Genomic DNA, 22,949 nt, shown 5'->3' with positions numbered 1-22,949 from the left:
TGGTATGAAAAAAATCAACAATGCAAAAAGACTGGTATTAAATCTATTAGTTATGGCCTTCCTGCTTACGACCATAGTACCGGTTTTCGCAGAAGAAACAAAGAACAACACTTCTGCTATCGAGCAAAAACAAACAGTAACAGGTACCGTCACCGACAACAACGGTGATGCGATACCAGGTGTAAATGTAATGGAAAAAGGGACTACCAACGGAGTGATAACCGATGTCAACGGCCAATACACCATAAGCGTAACGAATGGAAATTCGGTGCTGGCCTTTTCCTTCATCGGATATGTCACCAAAGAAGTTTCTGTAAAAAAACAAAGGACCATCAATGTATCCCTGACAGAAGAAGTATTGAATCTGGAAGAAGTAGTCGTTGTGGGCTATGGTGTCCAAAAGAAAAGAGACCTGACTGGTGCAGTGACCCAAGTTAAGGCTACTTCACTGGAAAAGGAACGTCCAGCTACCGTACAAGACATATTGAGAGCAAATGTTGCCGGATTGAACATCGGACTCGACAACTCAGCCAAAGGAGGCGGTAGTATGGAAATTCGCGGGAAACGCTCCATCAAAGCCAGTAACGAACCTTTATTGGTTGTAGACGGTATTATTTACTACGGCAGTCTCGATGAGATCAATCCCAATGATATCGCCCAGATCGACGTTTTGAAAGATGCAAGTTCGGCTGCCGTATACGGAGCGAAATCAGCAGCCGGTGTCGTGCTGATTACAACGAAAAAAGGAGCAGCCGAAAAACCCACCGTTCAATTCAATGCCAGCGTAGGTGTCGCAACCCTGGCAAAGAAGATGGACGTTTACAATCCCCAGGAATACCTGGCCTGGAGAGAAAATGTACAGGAAAGCATTTTCGAAGATCATAAACCGGGCGAATTCTCGAACCCGAACAATCTTCCGGCAGGAGTAAGCCTGGAAGACTGGATCTCCTACCGCCCCACCACCGGCAATTATGAATACGATTGGCTGGTCCGACTGGGATTGTTCGAACCGGAAATCGATAATTATTTCGCCGGAAGAACATTCGACTGGTATGATGAGACCTACCAAAAAGCATTCCGTCAGGACTACAATGTCAATATCTCCGGAAAGAAAGATAAAGTAAGTTACTACTGGTCATTAGGATACCTTAACAACGAGGGTATCGTTATCGGTGATAAATACAAATCCTACAGAAGCCGCCTGAAACTGGATTTCGATGTCACCAGCTGGTTCTCCGCCGGAGTGAACGTGCAATATTCTTACCGCGACCAGGGAGCCATTCCACGTAGTGTAAACCAGATATGGGCAAATACCCCTTACTCCACTCCTACTGACCTGGATGGTAATCCAATGCTTTATCCGACAGGAATCGACAACGCAAGTTCCATCAACTCGGCCTACAATGATTCATTCATTGACCGTTCCGGTATACGTAACTCCTTTACCGGGACAATGTATGGAAAAATCAAACTACCGTTCGGTATCTCATACCAGGTGAATTTCTCTCCGCGCCTGTTACTGTACAACTACAGGAACCACCGTTCGTCACAGCATCCCGTATGGAAATCTTTCGGAGGAGATGCCGAACGAAGAAGTGAAATGGCATATAACTGGCAGGTGGACAACTTGATCCGTTGGGAACATACCTTTGCAAAAAAACATCAGGTGGAAGTCACGTTATTACAGAATGCCGAGGAAAACCAAGCCTGGCAAGAAATACAGACTACCCAGCAATTCGCACCCAGTGACGTATTAGGATATCATCGAATGCAGGCTGGTACAGTCCCCGCCATTTCATCCAACGACACCCGAAATACAGGCGATGCTCTGATGGGACGTGTGTTCTACTCTTTCGACAAGAAATACATGCTTACAGCATCCGTCAGACGTGATGGTTACTCTGCATTCGGTGTATCTAACCCACATGCCACCTTCCCTTCTGTTGCCCTCGGATGGGTATTTACAGAAGAGCCCTTTTTCAAGCTCCCGGCAATGGATTTCGGAAAACTACGTGTTTCATGGGGCAAGAACGGAAACAGAGATATCGGTATGTACGCTGCTTTGGCAGAAATGAATACGGACCAGTATCTATACCAGACGCTAAACGGAAACATCAATCTATCCAACTCCGTATATGTAAAAACAATGGCAAATAAAAATCTGAAATGGGAAACGACAAGCTCCTTTAACATCGGTCTCGACTTCGGTTTTCTCGACAGCCGCATTTCAGGAAATATCGATGTATACAAAATGACGACCTCCGACTTACTGATTAACCGCAGTCTGACAGAAACGATCGGCTTCGGTGAAGTAATGGCCAACCTGGGTGAAGTTCAGAATACCGGTTTCGAGATCGCTTTGAGAACGCTCAATATCGATAACAGGAACTTCCAGTGGAATACTACCTTCAATTTTTCCCTGAATCGGAACAAAGTAAACCATCTATACGGTGATTACGAAAACATTCTGGATGACAACGGAAATGTAGTCGGCCGGAAAGAGATGGACGATATCAAAAACGAATGGTTTATCGGGAAGGATATCAGTTCTATCTGGACATATAATGTAACCGGTGTATGGCAGGAAAACGAAGCTGAACAAGCCGCAGAGTACGGTCTCCGACCCGGCGATATGAAGATCAAGGATGTGGACGGCAATAAGATTTACGATAACAATGACAAGGAATTCATTGGCTACAAGACCCCACGTTTCCGTTGGACCCTGCGTAATGAGTTCACCCTGTTCAAAAACTGGAACTTCTCTTTTATGCTCTATTCATATTGGGGACATAAGGCTCCTTACCAGCGTGCAAAACATTTTGAAGCAGGCACACTGACAAAAACAAACTACTTCAAAATTCCATACTGGACTGCCGAGAACCCGACAAACGAATATGCCCGCCTGTATTCGGATGATAAAAATATCGGTGCTAATTTCTACCGTTCTCTGTCATTCATCCGCCTGGACAATATTTCGGTCGGCTATACCGTACCCAAATCATTCCTGAATAAATTCCATATCGAAGGTATGAACATATACGGTACGATCAAGAATGTAGCATGCTGGGCCCCTGACTGGGAATATTATGATCCCGAAGCCTATGATCCGGAGAACCCGAACACAGTAAGCAGTACCAACCGTACTTATACACTGGGCATTAATGTAACATTCTAATATTTAACTCAATAATACTATTCAGTCATGAAAAAAATAATATATGCAGCACTGACAACAATGCTTCTGTCTACAAGTTGTAGCGAATCCTGGTTGGAACCGGATCCACTGTCATTTTATTCACCGGGCAACACCCTAATCAATAAAGAAGGTATGCTGAGTTCCATCACCTCCTGCGACCGTCTGTTGCGTGAAGAGTTTGTGGGGCAACACTCCCCTATACTTACCGCTATGATTTTTTCGGAACAATGTGTATTGGGTACAACGGATATCTCCGGACCTGCTCAGAACCTGAATGAAAAAATTCTCCCGACAGCCAACAATAACTGGGATCAAACTAATCGTATGTACTGGTATTGGACAAACGATTATTTGGGAATACGTTATGCCAATACCGTCATAACCCGAATAGACGATGCGACATACAGTTCTGAAGCCGAACGTAACAATATTCTGGGTATGGCTTTATGGCACAGAGCCTTCCGGTATTACCGTCTCTGCCTGTTATTCAATGACATACCAGCTATCTTCACAGAAGTGGAAACACCAGTCACCAACCTCTGCTCTGTTGAACGCGACGGCATACTAAAGAAGATCAAGTCGGATATGGAGTTCGCAGCTCAATGGGTTGCGGAAAACAATGACAGGGGACGTGTCTCCAAAGGAGCCTGCTACCATCTTCTGGCAAAGATATGCCTAACGCTGGGTGAGTTTGATGAAGCAATAAAAGCTACCAATTCCATAATCGATGACGGACGCTATTGCCTAATGACCAACCGTTTCGGTATCGATGCCTCTGATAATTCCAAAAATGTTCTTTGGGACTTACACCGCCCACTGAACAAAAACAGTACGGAAAACAAGGAGGTATTATTGGCTACACTCGACCGCTACGAATATCAAACAGCCAAATCCTCCCAAAAAACATTGTCAATGCGTAACTTCGTTCCATTCTGGGCCAATACAACCAACCGTATACAAACTCCCGACGGGAAACCAGGTATGTCCGACAAACGTTTAAAGGAACCCGAGCTGGATTATAACGGTATTTATGGCCGTGGAATCGGACGTTGTCGCCTGACCTGGTACAGTTCGAATGGAGTATGGGACGATAGCAACGACCTGCGTCATGCCCCGGGTAACTGGATGAAAATGACCGATCTCGTCTATAACAATCCGGATCTCAAAGGAACTCCGTATTACCACCAACCGATACGTTTATGGAGCGACGACGGACAGCTATTATGTATCGACACGCTAAGAAACTGGGGCGAATGGGCTCATTACAAATTATACATTGAAGAACCTGACGCAGCCACAGCCGCCCAATATAACGGAGGTTATTCGGATATGTACATCATGCGTCTAGCTGAAACTTACCTGTTACGTGCAGAGGCTTATCTATGGAAAGACGACCCTGTTTCGGCAGCTCGCGATATCAATGCAATACGTACCCGTGCCGGTGCTGCTCCGTTAAATGTTGGAGAAATAAATATGGAAACCCTGCTAGACGAACGTACCCGCGAACTGCTATACGAAGAAAATCGCAAGATCGAGTTAACCCGTATTGCATTGTTATATGCAAGAACAGGAAAGTCCGATTACAAAGGAAGGAGCTATAGTATGGCCACATTGTCACAAAATAACTACTTTTACGACCGGATTATGGATAGAGGGAACTTCTATAACAAAGGGGTGAAAGCATTGAATGGGGCAGAATTTAAAATGAGTCCTTACCATATCTGGTGGCCGATACCACAGAACGATATCGACGGTAATTCATCCGGACGAATCAATCAGAACCCCGGATATACAGGAGCGGAGTTGAATATAACACCATTGGCGGAAGTTCCGGAAACCGGCTTATCTACTCTATAAATATCAAATTATAAACAATTATGAATATGAAAAACATATCAACAAGTCCTATACATAGCCTGAAGTACATATGTATACTGATACTGCTTACCTTCGCGTTATGTCCATCTGTTTATTCATCGTCTAAGGCGATGAATAAACAGGATTTCACCGTCAAAGGTTTCCACATCGATCTCCGTTGCGAGGTGATGACTATGCCTGCCTTGAAAAGCTTTGCCAAAGAACTGGCTGGCTTCGGTATCAACACGATCATTATGGAATGGGAAGGTTCTTTTCCTTACGATAAACATGCAACCATCTCCAACAAATATGCCTATACACGTGAAGAGGTAAAGTCGTTTATCTCCTACTGTACCTCCCTCGGTATCGATGTAATCCCGTTGCAAAACTGTTTCAGCCATTCCGAATACATTCTCCGCCACGACCGATATGCTTATCTGAGAGAAGACAGAAAAGAGGTATCACAGGTATGCCCTTTAAAAATAAACGAATGCAGACCCATATTCACAGAAATATTCAAGGAAATGGCCGAACTGCATCCTTCCCGCTATTTCCATATCGGATGTGACGAAACCTACTTGTTAGGCAGTTGCAAAGCATGTGCTGAAAAAGTACAGAAAGAAGGCAAGTCGAAGCTCTTTGTCGATTACGTAAAGGCTATGTGCGAAATTGTCGAATCAATGGGAAAGCAACCTGTCCTTTGGGCTGATATCATCCTGAAATACCCGGAAGCACTGAAGGAATTGCCTAAAGATATTATCTATATCGACTGGAATTACGGCTGGGATCGTAATCATTTCGGGAATCTGGACAACCTGTTCAATGCCGGAGTAACTTTCTGGGGAGCCCCATCCATCCGAAGCCATCCGGATAATATCTATCTGACACAATGGGAAAAACATTTCAACAACCAGAAAACATTTATACCTTATGCCCGTCAAGCCGGTTATCAGGGAATGGTCATGACTTCCTGGTCCACTTCCGGAACTTATGGGTTCAGTTACGATACCGGTTGGGAAGTCATCGAAATGTTTCCTGTCAGATATGTATATCCGTTATCAGGCTTCCGAATCCTGGTTGCAGCCTTCGGGGAATCTCTAAAAAACAACACATCTATCGACCCGCAGACATTTGTCGTTAAATATGGGCAGGAACGTTTCGGTTTTACGCCACAAGAAAGCGAAATACTATGGCAAGCACTGAAAGCACCACAGGAAACGGTCATTAGAGGAAAAGATCCTAAAGGAAAATCTATCCAAGAGATGAAAACCGATGCCATTGCCGTGCAAAGACAATTATCTGCACTGCAACCGAAAAAAAACAATACAGAATTCGATCATCTGCGCCTGATGAACGATATACGCGTACAATACCTAAGTTTTAAGGAGATAGAAAACAGATACCAGTCAGATCGGTTTGAAAGGGGGAGTGTTAAAACATTCTTGAAAGAACTGGAACCGCTGATCCGGGAAGCAAAGATGCTGGACAAACGTTTCCTCACCTTGAACAAAGGATTTCTACACGATGAAGAGATCGCAGAAATAAACCGTATACGGAATGAGAAATTATATACGATGTACGAAACACTGAATAGAAACGTAAATTAAACCTTATTTCCTATGGCTTCAGAAGATGAATTAACCAGACGTAATTTCCTGACCGGTATAGCGGCTATGGGCCTGAGCAGCAGCATCGGCTCCGGTTTACTGCTCACCTCCTGCTCGGATAAGGAAAAACAGATTCCTTTGCATCCCGTCGACGAGCTATATATACCGGAACTTCCGGACAAAGCAATTGACGGGAGACCGATAAAAGCGGCATTAATAGGTTGCGGAGGGAGAGGCATCGGAGCTGCTTTCAACTTTTTAGAGGCAGGGGATCATCTGTCGATAATGGCTTTGGCGGATCTTTTTCCGGATAAACTTGAATCAGGACGGCAACGACTGAAAACAGGGAAAAATGTGGATATCCCTGACGAATTATGTTTTACCGGCTTCGATGCCTATCAGAAGGTCTGCGAGCTACCTGTCGATCTTATATTGATAGCTTCTCCCAACTGTTTTCACCCCGAACAGATGAAATATGCCATAGAAAAAGGGAAACACGTCTTTGTCGAAAAACCGGCAGCTATCGATCCGGTGGGTTACCGTACCTTTCTGGCTGCAGCTAAACAGGCTGCAAACGTAGGTCTCAGTATCTTACCCGGCACACAGTACCATTTCGACCGCCCATTTGTCGCTTCCTTCCGGAAAGTGCAGGAAGGAATGATCGGACGGATCATATCCGGATATGTCTATTACCACACAGGACGCGACCAGTACATCGTACGCCACCCCGAATGGACAGATATGGAATACATGATTCGCGGCCATTTCAACTGGAACTGGGTAAATGGCGACCAGATCAGTAATATGCTGGTTCACTGGATCGATGTATTCAACTGGTTCTCTATGTATAAACCGATAAATGTCATAGCCTATGGTTCCAGGATACGCAAAAATATCGGGAATGTATACGATAACTTCAGCATGCATTTTGAATACGAGAATGGGGTCACATTGGATGGCATGGTACGGAGAATCGATGGTTGTGACAACGGAGCCGGTATCATCATCCACGGAGAGAAAGGCTCCTGGCACAGTAGTGACTTTTCCATCCGGAACAGGAACGGAGAAGTGATCTGGCAATACGACCGTGAAGAAGCAAAAGCAAAGTTCAAAGTACATGATATGTACACGCTCGAACATATCATGCTGATAAACCATATTCGGGAAGGGAAAGTACTGGATATAGCAGAAACAGCCGCTACGTCCGCCCTAACCGCTGTCATGGCGCGTGAATCAGCTTATTCAGGAAAAAAATATAATTGGGAGCAAATAATTTCTTCACCACTGAATATGTTACCGGAAGAAATTGCGCTGATCGATGTAGACTTGAAGAAGTTTGAAATACCTCTTCCTGGTATTACTTTTACAAAAGACAAATAACTGGTTATCGAATAGGTGAATCGAGTAATTAGCCCACTGTTAGGGTGCGTTAGGGACTTACACCCGTTAGAATAAGCAGATGTCGGGCGAACACAAAGAGGCTGCCTGAAAACCAAAAATCAGACAACCTCTTTTATCAGTTAGTATAGACACAGCAACCTCTAATTAAATATATAGCGTATACCGATCTGCATCTGCCAACAGTTGCTGCTGGTCAGCACCGGACTGAATGTCTGGGTAGGAAGCAATACTTCTCCATTCTCGACATAATGGGTCATGTTGTAGACCGGTACGTTGTCGTCTGTTACTCCGACGCGTTCTAAAATACGACCAGCCCCGGATTTGGCAGCCGACTTCTGAAGTCCCCATGCACTGTTGAGCAGGTTGCCGATATTCAGGATATCCAGACTGAGCTGCAGTGTGTTGTTTTGCCGACCTGCTTTGACACCGAAGTTTTGCAGGACACGCAGGTCGAAACGATGTACCCAGGGATAATAGGCAGAAAAAGCTTCGGCATACTCACCTTTATGCTTTCTCAGGTACGGATCCTGATTAACAAAGTTCCAAAATGCATCCGCCTGCTGTACAGCCGTGAAGATTACGTTTTCTTTATCCTTCTTATCCGCAAAAGTTAGTTCGTCCTTCGTTTTTGGGATATAGAGCAAGTCGCTACTCACACCATCGTTATTCATATCGCCTGTGTAACAATAAGTATAGCTACCGCTCCGCTCACCGGTATAAATAAGGCCGACAGATGTGGACATCTGCTTGCGGGCATAGGGTATGGTGTAGTTGACCGAAGCAATTACACGGCTGGGTGAAGCCAGAAAAGATGGATTTTGGAGAGCCGTATTATTAGGACCATTAACACTCATCTGATTTTTCCACGATGCAATAGGATCGTTTCCCTGATTGTAGAACAAACTTTTCGAACCGGTATAAGTATACGACATAAGAAGATCCAGATTGCGGACAGGACTTACCTGCAAACCGGCAGACAATGTATAGCTATAGCCTTTAGAGGTATTACTCATCAACAACGCTTCATTATTCTTCTCCAATAGCTTATTATTAGTACCACCGGGATAATAGTAACGATTATCAGGACCGCTGAAACGTTTCATCTTCTCATCATCTAATGAAATAACATTGTAATTATTCTGGACAATGGCATTAATGTCTTTTATAAAGATACCCTCGAAAGTGAAGATGGCATCAAAAGGAAGAGGCAACCGGTAGTCGGTAGCAACACTCGTTTTCCATACCTGGGGTAATTTAAAGTTCTTGTCGAGTGTAGCAAGAGAGTTAACAGTTCCCGGCTGGGTGGGAAGACCCAAGAGTTTGACAACCTCTTCTGCTGGGCGGATACCCCCCGCCAATTTATCAAGAATGGCTTGATTGTCTTTCTGGGTATAAGTAACCGTATTTTGTATCATTCCACTGTTACTTTGTATGTTGGTGAGGAAAACCAGCGGCATGCGGCCTGTAAAAACACCTGTTCCTCCACGCAGTTTGAGCGACTGGTCACCAAGAATATCCCAGTTAAACCCAGCACGGGGAGAGAAAAGCACCTGCGCAGAAGGCCACGCATCGGCATAGAGCCGGCGACCACCGAAATCGAGTCCGGCCACAGCCGGATTAAGCAGTTTATCGCTTAGATAGATCGGTAAATCGATACGAAGGCCGTACACCAGCTTCAGACGGTCGTTCACGCTATGCTCATCCTGCAGGTAGGCAGCAAATTGCCCGAACTTAAGTTGAGCGGCAGGACTGTCTCCTCCGGTGAGAGAGTATGTAAGGGTATAGACTGAAGGGGCCGATTCATTCACAAACTCCTCATAACTATTATAACGGTAATAACCCAATCCGCTCCTCATATAAGAGTTAGAGACATTAATAAGGTCGAACGACAGACCGGCTGTCAGGTTGTGACGTCCCAGGCTGTATGAGAAGTTATCGTTCAGTGAAAGAGTCTTGTCAAGCACTCCGTTGTTCCAGGCATACTGTTCATAACCTGCATTCATAAAACAGTAAAGGCTTCCTCCCTCAATGGGTTTCATTATGTCGACAGTTGGGAAAGGACCTCCGTCAATCGCTTTCCAGCGATTATTCTCGGCCGAGGTGTAAGACACAGACAGTTTGTTATACATGTTTCGCCCCAATGTACTGTTGAGTTCGGCCGTGAGTGAGAAGAGGTTGTTGTCTACCGTGTAACAAGAGTTACGGAAAGACATGCTATACGGGCCGAGACGAGCCCCGTTCATGGAAACCTCTCCGCCACGTCCGTTACTGTAGACAGGGTTATAGACACTATTCTGCGTATAATTATAACGAAACATCAGTTTATGAGCCTGGCTAATGTTCCAATCCAAACGGACAAGGGCCCGGTAAGCCTTCTCTCCTCCCGAAAAATCAGTCCACGAACCGGTATTATACCCGTAACGTTCTTTCAGGACAGAAGAAAAAGCCGCCATATCGGCTTCTGTCGTACGGGAAATCAGGTTGGCATCATCGCGAACGCCATCTGTTGAGTAGGAATATTTAGTCATCGGACGGGGAGAATTATCCAACTCGCCATTGATGAAAAAGAAAAGTTTGTTCTTAATGATAGGACCTCCCAAAGTGACTCCATAAAGATAAGATGCCTCCTTGACCAGTTCCCCCAGATCAACTCCGTCGACCTTGTTTCCGCGTAATTTCTCGTTCCTTATATAAGTATAGGCACTCCCTTTGAATTGGTTGGTTCCACTCTTGGTTACCGCATTGATACTACCACCCACAAAATTACTCTGCCGCACATCGAACGGAGCAATGTTGATTTGTATCTCTTCAAGCGCCTCAGTAGAAACCGGCTTACTTCCCAACAAGAAATTACCGATTCCCATATTGTTATTAAAGCTGGCTCCGTCTACTGTAAAGCTGTTCTGCCGCTGATCACGTCCTCCAAAGGCGTAACCTCCTCCATTGGAATAAGGCGAATACTTAACCAGTCCGTCGAGCGTCTGACCAATATTGGGTGTTAATGCTATCTGCCTGGAATTGATATGAGAGGCTGCCCCGGTTTTTGTCGTTGCAAAAGGGTGCCGGTTGGCAGTTACTACAATCTCGGCCAGTTCGACTGACTCTTGGAGTGTCACATTCAATACATATGTTTCTCCCAGAGCAAGCCGTATTCCCGTATAAGTAATCGGTTGACATCCTACATAAGAGACCTCCACCTGATAAGGACCACCCGTATGTAATCCCTGAAGGGTATACTGCCCTTCCTGATTGGTCACTGTCCCATAGCGGGTACCCGTTGGCTGATGAGTCACTAGAATTGTAGCACCGATAAGTGCCTCCCCGTCAGAAACAACGCGGCCAGACAATCCCGAGGTAGTTACTTGTGCTGTTGCTGCCTGAAGGATGCAAATAAGCCATCCGATTATAAAAACAATTCGCTTAAACATGGTATCTGTTGTTATGATGTTATTTGTTCTGTAGGGATACGGACTGTAAAACGTGTGCCTACTCCCAGTTCGGAACTGACACTGATAGTTCCGTGGAAACGCTTTACAATCATCGTACAAATGGATAATCCGAGACCTGCTCCCTGAGCAAAATCATCTTTCTTGAAAAAACGGACAAAGACTGAATCCAGATCTTCCGGAGCAATGCCTTTTCCGGTATCTTCAACAAAGAAGTTAAGAAATCCCGGTTCTTCAGTCGTATATCCGATAGTAATAGATCCTTTCGATGTGAACTTGGTGGCATTATTGACTAAATTGGTCAAAACCTGATTCAGTCTCAACGGATCTGTCATTAGAGTAACCGTATGTTCCGGAATTTGCGAAATAAGACGCAGATGGGCGGGAACAATCACACGCTGCGTCGTAACGATCTGCTCTATCAATGCATTGACATCACAGGGGACGAACTTAAAGGTGACAATATTACTTTCTATAGAAGCCAGATTAAGAATGTCAGTAATGAGTGCCAGCAGCAAGTCGCAGTTTTTGCGGATAGTTTCGATAAACAGGATGGTTTCTTCCGGTTCAAACTCTTCACCACTAGTCAGAAGATTGGAAAAACCGACAATTCCATTCAGTGGAGTTCGTATCTCATGGCTCATATTTGCAAGAAAAGCACTTTTCAACTTCTCCGACTGCTCCGCTTTTGTGTAGCTTCGCACAAGTTCCTCTTCTATTTCTTTAAAAGACTGAATATTAAACAGCAATCCGGAAATCAGATACTCCGCCTCATACACATACGCCGGCATGACTGTCAGACGAAATTCCCACCAGGTATATCCTTTTCCGAACAAATTGACCCGAATCTGCCGGGTGATCCTCCGGGTATTACCGCTGCGTATCTCCTCTATCGTTTTCATCAGGATTTCGATATCTTCCGGATATACAAGAGATTTTATTTCCACGAAACCAATCTGACGATTATCCGGAACAGGCAGATCAAACTGTCGGAAAAAAGACTGATCGAATGTAAACATCTCCGTACGTTTGTTATACTGCCAGCTAAAAACATTCCCCGTACTCATGGAAAGACTAATAAACTTATTGCGAATTATCTCCTGCGTAATATCATGGAAAGCAATAACAGCTCCATACAATTCTCCGTCCTGATAAATACCGGACAACTCACCTCCGGCCGAGAATATCCGGCGTATACCCAACGATTGAATCAGGGTATCAACCTCAAACTGGGTATCCCGATGTTCAGTAAATAAACGGGATAACATTGTATGGAGGTAGTATTTATCTGTTGGTGTTGTGATATTCAGCAACATCTCAATATTCTTTCCTACATATAAGGAAGAATCAGATTCTAATCCCAGCCACTCCAAAGCTGCACGGTTGATAGCAAATATATTGAAATCCTTATCAATAGAAATTACTCCTTCCCGAATCGACTTCAAGGCTATATTCAACATGTTTTTGTGATCCTTCAAACGGAAAAAAGCCTGTTTCTTTTTACGTTTTTCCACCAGATACAAATGGCAAAACAATACGATTAATCCAGCTATAGCCAGCAAAAAAACCGACGCAACACTCATTACCAGATACTTATAACGTATGTAAAACGGCATATTTATAATCCGGGAGTCAGGAGGTAACTGTTCAGGAGAAATGTTAAAACGCACCATCTGCCTCCAGTCGAATGCGGCAACCTGAGGACTGGGAGTAATCGGGAAATCACCTATTTTTGCACCTTTCAACACCTGAATACCTACCCCGGCTGCCAGATAACCCTGATCGTAAGAAAGTGTCATATATCCTCCCAGAGGACCAGTACCGAAACCTTCATTATCAACCAGAAAATAAGGACAGTTGTAGTTTTTCAGCAACTCGCAATAGAAGGAATCCCAAACCGGTACGATAAAACGCCGCGACGGAACTCTTAATGATTTACCTAACAGCTCGACAGTGCCGGCTCCCATACTATGAACCAAATACTGAGATTGTGTCATCGAAGCTGTTTGCTTCAAAAACAATGCTGAAGCAGTTCTACCCAACAAGTTTTCCGTAATATTCAGGCTGTATTGTTTCGTATCGGGATAAATATATTTGATCAATTCGACACATTTGATAAAGTCGGGTTGTGTTGTAAAACCGGTTACATTGGTATATTTGTCCAATATCTTTTTATTAGGATAAGCCACACCAGCGAATATAATCGGAACCTGATGAGCTAAAGGATGATCAACCACCAATAGGGAATAAGTTGCCTGATCGTCAGAAACCAATATCAAATCAGGTGGATTGACAGTATTCTCATCCAACAGATGCCTGATAAAATCTTCCTCTTCTTTCACATTCAGCTCTTCACAATTCAAATAGGCATATTCGAATACCGCTTTCACCCGTTGCCCTGCAAAACAATCCACAATACCTTCACTGAATTTATCATCCCATGTATCTTCCTGCCGATATGAATGAAGCACTAATATACGATATATCTTATCTCCCGAAGATTTAAAATAGCCATAACCAATCAGAGCCAAAAACAGAAAGCCGCATGCCACTGCGATCCACAAACGAGCAGAATATCCTGACATATTTTTCATAGCATACCGTCTTTTCTGTTATTACCCTCTGCTTCAACGACCTTCTCCGGTAAGGTTACATAAAAGCAAGTTCCTATTCCCGGTTCCGATTCAAGGGTGATACTACCATGCATTCGCCGAACTATCTCATTACAGATAGGAAGTCCTAACCCCCCTCCCTGACTAAAATCATCCGATTTATAAAAACGTTCAAATATCTTTGCTTGTTCTTCCGGCAGAATACCACAACCGGTATCTCTGACAGAGAAACGAACCATCCGGTGCTCATTATCCCACTGATACCCAATAGTAACACTTCCCTGTGTAGTGAATTTTAGAGCATTATTCAACAAATTATTCAAAATCTGCCGGATGCGATAGTTATCCGACCATAAAGTGACCGGCAACTTCGGTAACTCCGTCAGGATGGTGACCTCTTTCGGGCACATTTCTTTGTTCGCCTCTGCTATTTCAAGTATCAACGAATTGAGTTCACAAGGTTCCCGCTTAAACGTAATACCACTTTCTATCCGGGAAATATCCAAAATATCATTCACCAGATTCAGTAGTAAACGGCAATTATTATTTATAATACCTATAATCCCCTTCCGGTCTTCAACAGTCAGATCTTCCATGTCGATCAATAGTTCGGAAAAACCTACAATGGCATTCAACGGAGTACGTATCTCATGGCTCATATTGGAGAGAAATATTGTTTTTTGCCGATCGGCTTCCTCGGCGTTGTCACGGATCTCCTCCAACTCCTTTTCTTTCTTTTTCAGATAATCAATATTCAGACAAAGACCGAAAAAAGAGGTATATTCACCCGCTACCTGGTTAGGTTCCTGAATAATCCGGTATTCCCACCAGCTATAGGCTCCACCACCTGTCTGCAAACGGATCTGTATACTATGATACAGCTGCTGTCCGCCAGACATAACCCGCATTGCATCCTCCCATACAGGTAGATCATCAGGATGTAAAAAAGACAGGAAAGAACTGAAAGGCAATTCTCCGGTTTCACTTTCCGGCCACTCAAGGAAAACAAAGAAGACATTATCATAAGTAAATATCTGTTTCACGGGATCGTACTTCCACACAAAAACATCGCCAGTGGTAATACAAAGATCCAGGAATTCTTTTTGGGCCATTTCATCTATTATGTTACGAAACGTGATGATCATGCCTTGACGGTTATCATCCGAATGGATAGAGGCCATAGTTCCCGAAACAGGAAACGACAAACCTCCGGGTGTCACCAGATAGGCGAGTGTATCCAGGATATAGATGCTGCTGGTCTGTGATATTCTGTCAAACAAATTTTCGAGGTAAGCCGGATTATTCATCAAACGGATATCCAGTAATGATTCTAAAGAGCGCCCCTCATAGTCTTCCTCTTTATCTCCCAGTTCAAGCCAGTTTAGTGCAGACTGATTAATAGTCTTGATCTTCCTGTCGTTATCCACCAGAATAACCCCATCACTGATCGAGTTCATAGTTATATTCAGTTCGTTCTGCTCTTTTACCAGTGTATTTTCTATTACTTTTTTATAAAACTTTTCTTTTCTGTACAACTGGTTTAATATCAGTAGGACAAGAGCGATTAATACACCAAAGCTAATACCAGCCGACCACAACACAGCGCGGTATTTTACATAAAAAGGCATATTTATAATCACATTGTCCGCCGGAAGTCTGTCCAGGCTAATTTTCCAATGATTCAGCTGCCTCCAATCAAAAGCCGGAGTCTGATTGCTCTGCTGTATAGGGAGCGAAGCGGGATCTTCCCCCTTCAATATACGAATACCGGTTTCCATTGCCTGATAAGTCTGATCATAACTTCCGGTCATGTAGCCACCCAACCTGCCATCACCGAAACCCTCATCATTTACCATCAGAAAAGGAATATTATCCGTTCGGGCAACCCCGCTGTAAAGAGTGGACCAACGAGGCATCAGAGAGACAACACCCGGCTGATTGGAAAAAGCCCATTTCATTACCCTCGCAGTCATCAGATCCAAACGTAATATCCGAATGTTTAAAGGATCGTCTACCACATTACGGTTCACAAAAAGCGTATCATATTCTATATCCAGGTATTCCTTTACATTCTTGATCTCAACAATACTGGCCAAATTAGGGATATCCCTCACTTGCCGACAAAGATCAGCCACTCCGAGACGTCCCAGGTAGGTGGGGTCTGTTATCACATGAAGCGATGTTATATTACCAAACAATTGCTGTGCCAGTTCGTAGCATTTCACATAATCCGGTTCTGTTGTAAACCCTGTGATATTAGTACGTCCTTCCATGATTGTCCGATTCAAATAATCGACTCCGCAAAATACGATCGGAATCTTATAAGTAAGGGGATGTCTGGTTGCTTGAAGCGAATAAGTAGCCTGATCATCACAGGTAATAATCAAATCGGGAGGATTATTCTCATAGCGCTCTAACAGTCGGTTCAATGTATCAGTCTCCTTGCTCTCACTCAAAAGATCGGCATTGATATGAAAAGAATCCACCTTTGCATGTATGGAATGTTTGTGCAGGCAATCCGTTATTCCCGTATATTGTTGCTGAGTCCATCCACATTCGCTGGCATACGAAAACAGAAGAAGTATATGATATGTTTTTTCTTCAGGGGTAACAGAAGGTTTCATCAAACACCCTGTCGGTATTATCAACATACCACCGACAATTATTAAGAATAAAAGTATCTTACCGATAACTTTCCTCTCCAATACTAGTGCGAACAAAATAATATATACCTTCTTTGTCACTTTCAAGTCAAAATCGAATTGCAAATATCCTTATAAATCTTTGAATACACAAACAAAATCAAGGCATCTTTAAAAAAGAAAAATGCTTTTAAACCTACTCTTGCAGCTTATGAATAAAGTAGTAACTTTGTGCTATATTTATATTCGGTGAGAAATGCAGATCATACCCAAAGCTAATACCTTACGCAAAAGCGTACTCTTATACCGGGGCATACGGTACCGCCGCGGTTACGGGGTGCATTCGCCTTTCGTCTTCAATCTGATAACGAAGGTGATCGAGGAACGTTGTTCGTATTATAGCTTTTACGATATAGAGCTGATCCGGAAACAGCTTCTTTTCCGGAACGATATCATTACGTATCCGGACAGGCAACAGAAAGGGATACTGCGCCGCCGTACGATCGGAGAAATAGTGGAACGCGAAGCGATCAAGCCCAAACATGGGGCATTGCTCTTCCGGTTGACCAACTATTTCAAGTCGCGAAATATACTGCAACTAGGTCCGTCGATGGGATTATCCACCCTCTACCTGACCTCCTATGCTCCCGGATTGAAATGTATCGCCCTCGAAAACATACCGGAGTTCGCACCTATCGCCCGGATCGCTTACGAAAAAGGGGCTCACAACCCGATCGACCTACGTATCGGAACAAACAATGAACTGCTTCCACAAGCGCTGGAAGAGCTTAAAGAGCTAGATTTTGTATTTTTTAATACCTTATATGAACAACATAATAACGTTTGGTTGTTTAATGAATGTACGAAATATGTACACGATGGCTCCCTCTTTGTTTTTGAGGGAATAAAAGCCAGTCGGAAAATGAGGGAGTTTTGGAAGGAAATCTGTGCGCGTCCGGAAGTAACGGTAACGATCGACCTCTATTCAATGGGTATCGTGTTCTTTAATAAGAAATTGCATAAACGGAATTATATTGTCTACTTCTGATGGCGGCACTGTAAGGGCAGTTCGCGAACCGCCCCTACCAACGAAACTACACTTAAGAATATTGAATAAAAAAAGAAGTATATATGAAGAAAAGTATTATTTATACCGGTGGCGGCGATAAGGGCAAAACGTCCCTCGTAGGAGGCCAACGGGTATCGAAAGCGCACCAGCGCATAGAAAGTTACGGTACGGTGGATGAACTGAACTCATTCATCGGATTGCTTATCACCGCCCTCGACGACCAGGCGGATATCGATTTTCTTTCTTTTATCCAGCATAAACTGTTCACTATCGGTTCCTACCTGGCAACCGACCAGGAAACGACCGAGCTGAAAATAGAAAGCAAAGTCACCCCCGAAAGCATTACCCGTATCGAACGTGAAATAGACCGCCTGGATAGCGAATTACCCCAGATGAAAAACTTTATTCTTCCCGGGGGAAGCCGTTCAGCCTCACTGGCACATGTCTGCCGCACCGTCTGCCGGCGTGCAGAACGTCAGATCTATCGCCTGGCCGAAACAAATCCGGTGGAAGAGCCTGTACTTATCTTCATGAACAGACTCTCTGATTATCTGTTTGTTCTGGCCCGGAAAGAGTGTATAAAGAATAATGGCAAAGAAATTATTTGGGATTATACTTGCAACTAAGAAATATTGTTTTATTTTTGCGGAAAATTAGAAAACCATGACTGCCTTATGAGGCGGTTGTTAATACTAGACAGCTATGTATTGGACATTAGAATTAGCTTCAAAACTGGAAGACGCACCCTGGCCTGCAACCAAGGACGAGTTGATTGACTATGCACAACGTTCAGGTGCGCCACTGGAAGTGATTGAGAATTTGCAGGAAATGGAAGATGAAGGCGAGATTTACGAATGTATGGAAGACATCTGGCCTGACTATCCAAGTAAAGAAGACTTTTTCTTCAACGAAGAAGAATATTGATGTGCTGTAAACTGGGCGTATTGAAATAAAAGCGAGGTAGTGGGCCTTTAAGGTTCCCTGCCTCGTTTGTTTTTTTGCGATAAATACAATTTATGCCTTTTTGCTGCGTTATTGTAGGGGTGAAACCTATTTCGCCACGTTAGTTATAGTTTAAATGAAGAGAGTCTTCCTGTTTATTATTGCATTGATTACCTGTACGGTCGGCGCGCGGGCACAGGATGATGTGCAGTTAAGCCAGTACTTTCTGGGCATGGGATATTACAACCCTGCCTATGCCGGAACGACAGGAGACTTGAATATGCTCGGCTTCTTCCGCCAGCAATGGATCGGGATGCCCCAGGCCGGAACTTCCTTTTTCGTGATCGCAGATATGCCCCTGACATTCGGAAAGACAAACCACGGGGTCGGATTGGTAGTCAATACGGAAAGTATCGGGCTTTTCCAGAACACGAAGGTTGCCGTTCAATATGCCTACAAACAGAAACTTTTCGGTGGGACATTAAGCATCGGACTGCAAGGAGGTATTTTTAACAAAGGCTTCGACGGAACAAAAGTATACATCCCCGAAAGCGATTATCACCAGATGGAAGACGAAGCCATTCCCCGTACCTCGGTGCAGGCCATGGCCCTCGACGTGAATGCCGGTGTTTACTATACCCATAAGCATTTTTATGTAGGTTTCGGAGCAACCCACCTGACCTCTCCGGAAATGCAATTCGAAGAAAATGCTTATACATACCTGTCTACCGGATTAAATTTGACAGGTGGATACAATATTCAATTTAATAATCCGTTGTATGAATTACAGCCTTCTGTATTCCTGAAAACGGACATGCAGACGTTCCAGGCGGACATTACCGCCCGGATGGTATATAATAAAATGTTTAACGGAGGTCTTTCCTGGCGTGTGAATGAATCGGTAGTAGTATTATTGGGAGCCACATTCGGCAGATTGCAAGTTGGATATGCTTACGATTTCCCTACCACGGCGATATTAAAGGCAAGTACCGGTAGCCACGAGGTGGTGGTACGGTATCAGTTGAAGTTGAAGAAGACAAAAACAGGAAAGAACAGACATAAAAGTGTACGTATATTATAGTATATGAAAAAAGTATTATTAGTACTTATGGCAGTAGCCTTGCTTACCTCATGTGGTAAATCCCTTTCCGGAGCGGGAGGAGAAGTTACCGGGGTACGGTCAGTGGCTTTTAATGAACCCTCGCCTTATGGCATGGTTCTGATCAAAAGAGGTTCGTTCGAAATGGGACCGGCAGACAAAGACTCGTTGTGGGGGATCAATCCCGAAACAAAAGGAGTTTCGTTTGACGCTTTCTGGATGGACGAAACAGAAATAACCAATGCCAAATACCGTCAGTTTGTCTACTGGGTACGCGACTCTATCATCCGCGAACGCCTGGCCGACCCTGCATTCGGTGGCAACGATCTGTTCAAGATCACCGAAGACCGGTATGGCGAACCCGTGACTCCGCATCTGGACTGGAGCCGTCCGATCCCCTGGAAGCGGGCGAACGAAGACGAGTTGCGTGCCATCGAAAGCGTATATTACGTACACCCGATCACCGGAGAGAAACGCCTGGACGAAAAGCAGATGGTCTATAAATACGAATGGTACGACTACACATCAGCTGCCCTGCGCAAGAACCGCCTCGATCCGAGCGAACGCGTGCGCAACACCGATATCCAGGTCGATCCGAACGAAATCGTTACGATCTCGAAAGATACAGCCTACATCGACGATGACGGCAATATCATCAACGAAACCATTACCCGTCCGCTTAGCGGCCCATGGGATTTTCTTCATACCCGCATCGTAAACGTTTATCCCGACGAAACAAGCTGGATCAACGACTTCAACAATGCTTACAACGAGCCGTACATGCGTATGTACTTCCAGCACCCGGGATACGACGATTATCCCGTAGTAGGTGTCTCCTGGGAACAGGCTACCGCATTCTGCGTATGGCGCACCGATATGTTCAAACAATCGCTCAACTTCCCGTCCGGACAGGCCATCGAGCCGTTCCGTCTACCGACAGAAGGCGAATGGGAATATGCGGCACGTGCCGGAAAGAACGAGAACAAATACCCCTGGGCAACCGACGAATTGCAAAATGCCAAAGGCTGCTTTATGGCAAACTTCAAGCCCGGAAAAGGAAACTATACGGAAGACGGGCACCTCATCCCTTCACGGGTAGGTTCATTCGCACCGAACGAATTCGGTCTGTATGACATGGCCGGTAACGTGGCGGAATGGACATCCACCATGTATTCGGAATCAGGCCCGAGCCAGATGAGCGATATGAATCCGGACCTGCGCTACAACGCAGCCAAGGAAGACCCGTATGCCATGAAAAAGAAAGTGGTACGCGGCGGTTCATGGAAAGATGTGGCACAGTTTATCCGTTCGGATATGCGTACATTCGAGTTCCAGAACGAAACACGTTCGTACATCGGTTTCCGTTGCGCACGTACACAAGTCGGGTTCTCCCGTTCAAAAGGAAAAAAATAATATAAGAAACATACAACATTATGGGAAAATATAGAAGATATAAAAACAGAATAGAGATGTTCCTTTCCAGCGACATGGGAAAGAGAGTACTGAACTTCTGTTACAGCTGGGGAGCATCTATCGTTATTATCGGTGCTATGTTCAAGTTACTGCACCTGCCGTACGGTAACCAGATCCTGTTTATCGCCATGACGGTAGAAGCACTGGTATTCTTTATCTCCGCTTTCGAACATCCTTCAAACGAATATCACTGGGAAGAAGTATTCCCTGTTCTGAAATCGAAAAACCCGATGGACCGTCCTGACTTCGCAGGCACGGGAGTTTCCAACCTGATCAATTCTCCGGAAAATCAGGAAGACGACAACACGACAGGAGGCATCAACATCAACGTCGGTGCGGCAAAGAAAGCGGGTATCGTAGGCGACCTGGGAGGTGCATCCGTTCTGAGCAACCTCGATGTCAGCGAAGAAGATACTAAAAACCTCTCCGAAAGCATCAAGAAACTGAGCGGGGCAGCCGAACAGATCTCCAAGATGGCCGAACTGACCGAAGCCACCCAGAAGTATTTGGACCAGCTGTCAGGCATGTCCGAAAACATGGAACGTTTCAGCCACGTAACCAACTCATTGACCAACGTTTCGGATACGCTGCTTAACTCATATAAGAGCATCACCGATAATTCGGACGGTATCAACCAGAACTCACGCGGTTACGTACAGCAGATGGAAACGCTGAACCGTAATATCTCCGGCTTAAACACGATCTACGAAATACAATTGAAGAGTATCAGTTCACAGATCGAGTCGATCGAACATATCAACGGCGGCCTGAACCGTATCCGCGAAATGTACGACGGTTCGGTGACCGACAGCTCGGTCTTCCGCAACGAAACGGAAAAGATGACCCGCCAGCTGGCCGAACTCAACCAGGTATACAGCCGTTTGCTGCAAGCCATGACTGTCAATATGGGTGGTGCCCCCGCTTATCAGCAACCGGCTCCGCAACCCCAGCAGCCGCAGCCTAATTACCAGCAACAGCAGACTGCCTATCAACAGCCGTACCAGCAGCCGTACGGATATCAACAGCAGCCTCCGTATACAAACAATCCGGGCCAGCAACAAGCCGGTAGATAACAAACAAACGAAACTGAAGAAAAATGTCTGGAATAGCAAATAATCCCAACTCGCCCCGTCAGAAGATGATCAACCTGATGTATCTGGTGTTCATCGCGATGATGGCACTGAATGTGTCGTCGGAGGTTCTCGATGGTTTCGAGTTAGTGGAAGACAGTTTACGAACGTCTATCGATAACTCGTCTCACCGAAACGATATCGTATCCGGCGAACTGGCTGCCTATTACCAAAGTAACCCGGAGAAGGTGAAAGAATGGTACGACAAAGGCCAGCAGGTCAAGACGGCTTCCGACAGCCTGTACAACTACATACAGGAGCTGAAAGAGCGTATCGCAGTCATTGCAGACGGAAAAGATGCCGACGTAAATAAGATCGACCATAAAGACGACCTCGAAGCCGCTTCACGTATCATGCTGGCACCAGTCACCGGTGAAGGCAAAAAGCTGCGCGAAGCTATCGACTCTTATCGTTCCATGATGGGAGAAATGGTGGAAGACAGCGCCAAAACCCGTGTTTTGGAAGCAAGCCTGAG

General features: G+C 44.8%; 13 protein-coding genes and 1 pseudogene. 11 read left to right on the top strand and 3 right to left on the bottom strand.

The genetic code is table 11. From position 1 onward, the window contains the following. Positions 1-4 precede the first annotated feature (4 nt). From QZ076_RS02300 to QZ076_RS02285, 4 genes are read left to right on the top strand one after another with little or no spacing between them, the layout of a single operon-like run. Positions 5-3,175, top strand: coding sequence for a SusC/RagA family TonB-linked outer membrane protein (locus tag QZ076_RS02300; protein ID WP_293709953.1), 3,171 nt, complete (start codon positions 5-7; stop codon positions 3,173-3,175). Positions 3,176-3,202: 27 nt separating this feature from the next. Beyond that, positions 3,203-5,053 (top strand): RagB/SusD family nutrient uptake outer membrane protein, encoded by a 1,851-nt coding sequence (locus tag QZ076_RS02295; protein ID WP_293709951.1) that lies wholly within the window; start codon positions 3,203-3,205, stop codon positions 5,051-5,053. A 26-nt stretch (positions 5,054-5,079) separates the two neighbouring features. After that, positions 5,080-6,660, top strand: coding sequence for a family 20 glycosylhydrolase (locus QZ076_RS02290; protein ID WP_293709949.1), 1,581 nt, complete (start codon positions 5,080-5,082; stop codon positions 6,658-6,660). 12 nt (positions 6,661-6,672) lie between these two features. Then, on the top strand, positions 6,673-8,040 hold the full coding sequence (locus QZ076_RS02285) for a Gfo/Idh/MocA family oxidoreductase (RefSeq protein ID WP_293709947.1): 1,368 nt from the start codon (positions 6,673-6,675) through the stop codon (positions 8,038-8,040). Between the two features lie 161 nt (positions 8,041-8,201). Here the strand turns inward: QZ076_RS02285 and QZ076_RS02280 are convergent, their stop codons facing one another. The 3 genes from QZ076_RS02280 to QZ076_RS02270 are packed head-to-tail and all read right to left on the bottom strand — an operon-like array spanning position 8,202 to position 16,770. After that, on the bottom strand, positions 8,202-11,489 hold the full coding sequence (locus QZ076_RS02280; protein WP_293709945.1) for a carboxypeptidase regulatory-like domain-containing protein: 3,288 nt from the start codon (positions 11,487-11,489) through the stop codon (positions 8,202-8,204). Between the two features lie 11 nt (positions 11,490-11,500). Then, the gene (locus tag QZ076_RS02275) at positions 11,501-14,101 is read right to left on the bottom strand and encodes an ATP-binding protein (protein ID WP_293709943.1); all 2,601 of its coding nucleotides are present in this window, start codon (positions 14,099-14,101) and stop codon (positions 11,501-11,503) included. Then, positions 14,098-16,770 (bottom strand): ATP-binding protein, encoded by a 2,673-nt coding sequence (locus tag QZ076_RS02270; RefSeq protein ID WP_293709941.1) that lies wholly within the window; start codon positions 16,768-16,770, stop codon positions 14,098-14,100. Before QZ076_RS02270 ends, QZ076_RS02275 begins: the two co-directional genes overlap by 4 nt. Positions 16,771-17,017: 247 nt before the next feature. On the opposite strand from QZ076_RS02270, the gene QZ076_RS02265 reads away from it, so the two are divergent. The 7 genes and pseudogenes from QZ076_RS02265 to QZ076_RS02235 form a co-directional block, all read left to right on the top strand. Continuing rightward, on the top strand, positions 17,018-17,809 hold the full coding sequence (locus QZ076_RS02265) for an SAM-dependent methyltransferase (RefSeq protein ID WP_293709939.1): 792 nt from the start codon (positions 17,018-17,020) through the stop codon (positions 17,807-17,809). An 83-nt stretch (positions 17,810-17,892) separates the two neighbouring features. Then, positions 17,893-18,456 carry a cob(I)yrinic acid a,c-diamide adenosyltransferase gene (locus QZ076_RS02260; protein ID WP_293709937.1) on the top strand — a complete coding sequence of 188 codons (564 nt, stop codon included), beginning with the start codon at positions 17,893-17,895 and terminating at the stop codon, positions 18,454-18,456. 76 nt (positions 18,457-18,532) lie between these two features. Continuing rightward, positions 18,533-18,754 (top strand): DUF2795 domain-containing protein, encoded by a 222-nt coding sequence (locus tag QZ076_RS02255; RefSeq protein WP_005633363.1) that lies wholly within the window; start codon positions 18,533-18,535, stop codon positions 18,752-18,754. 154 nt (positions 18,755-18,908) lie between these two features. Continuing rightward, entirely contained in the window at positions 18,909-19,853 is a 945-nt protein-coding gene (locus QZ076_RS02250) for a type IX secretion system membrane protein PorP/SprF (protein WP_293709935.1), read from the top strand. Between the two features lie 3 nt (positions 19,854-19,856). Continuing rightward, a complete protein-coding gene (locus QZ076_RS02245) occupies positions 19,857-21,284 on the top strand; it encodes an SUMF1/EgtB/PvdO family nonheme iron enzyme (RefSeq protein WP_293709933.1) in 1,428 nt (475 codons plus the stop codon). Between the two features lie 20 nt (positions 21,285-21,304). Continuing rightward, a complete protein-coding gene (gene gldL, locus QZ076_RS02240; protein WP_293709931.1) occupies positions 21,305-22,417 on the top strand; it encodes a gliding motility protein GldL in 1,113 nt (370 codons plus the stop codon). Between the two features lie 23 nt (positions 22,418-22,440). After that, positions 22,441-22,949: pseudogene (locus tag QZ076_RS02235) on the top strand (gliding motility protein GldM); the annotation flags it as partial.

Origin of the sequence: uncultured Parabacteroides sp., from assembly GCF_905196875.1 — a bacterium.
GTDB lineage: Bacteria > Bacteroidota > Bacteroidia > Bacteroidales > Tannerellaceae > Parabacteroides.
This window is presented reverse-complemented; position numbering and strand designations above follow the sequence as displayed.

Bases quoted from the DNA above. Each gene is read 5' to 3' on its own strand.
- QZ076_RS02300 (WP_293709953.1), top strand. From the start codon at position 5: ATGAAAAAAATCAACAATGCAAAAAGACTGGTATTAAATCTATTAGTT.
- QZ076_RS02295 (WP_293709951.1), top strand. From the start codon at position 3,203: ATGAAAAAAATAATATATGCAGCACTGACAACAATGCTTCTGTCTACA.
- QZ076_RS02290 (WP_293709949.1), top strand. From the start codon at position 5,080: ATGAAAAACATATCAACAAGTCCTATACATAGCCTGAAGTACATATGT.
- QZ076_RS02285 (WP_293709947.1), top strand. From the start codon at position 6,673: ATGGCTTCAGAAGATGAATTAACCAGACGTAATTTCCTGACCGGTATA.
- QZ076_RS02280 (WP_293709945.1), bottom strand. From the start codon at position 11,489: ATGTTTAAGCGAATTGTTTTTATAATCGGATGGCTTATTTGCATCCTT.
- QZ076_RS02275 (WP_293709943.1), bottom strand. From the start codon at position 14,101: ATGAAAAATATGTCAGGATATTCTGCTCGTTTGTGGATCGCAGTGGCA.
- QZ076_RS02270 (WP_293709941.1), bottom strand. From the start codon at position 16,770: ATGTTGATAATACCGACAGGGTGTTTGATGAAACCTTCTGTTACCCCT.
- QZ076_RS02265 (WP_293709939.1), top strand. From the start codon at position 17,018: ATGCAGATCATACCCAAAGCTAATACCTTACGCAAAAGCGTACTCTTA.
- QZ076_RS02260 (WP_293709937.1), top strand. From the start codon at position 17,893: ATGAAGAAAAGTATTATTTATACCGGTGGCGGCGATAAGGGCAAAACG.
- QZ076_RS02255 (WP_005633363.1), top strand. From the start codon at position 18,533: ATGTATTGGACATTAGAATTAGCTTCAAAACTGGAAGACGCACCCTGG.
- QZ076_RS02250 (WP_293709935.1), top strand. From the start codon at position 18,909: ATGAAGAGAGTCTTCCTGTTTATTATTGCATTGATTACCTGTACGGTC.
- QZ076_RS02245 (WP_293709933.1), top strand. From the start codon at position 19,857: ATGAAAAAAGTATTATTAGTACTTATGGCAGTAGCCTTGCTTACCTCA.
- gldL (WP_293709931.1), top strand. From the start codon at position 21,305: ATGGGAAAATATAGAAGATATAAAAACAGAATAGAGATGTTCCTTTCC.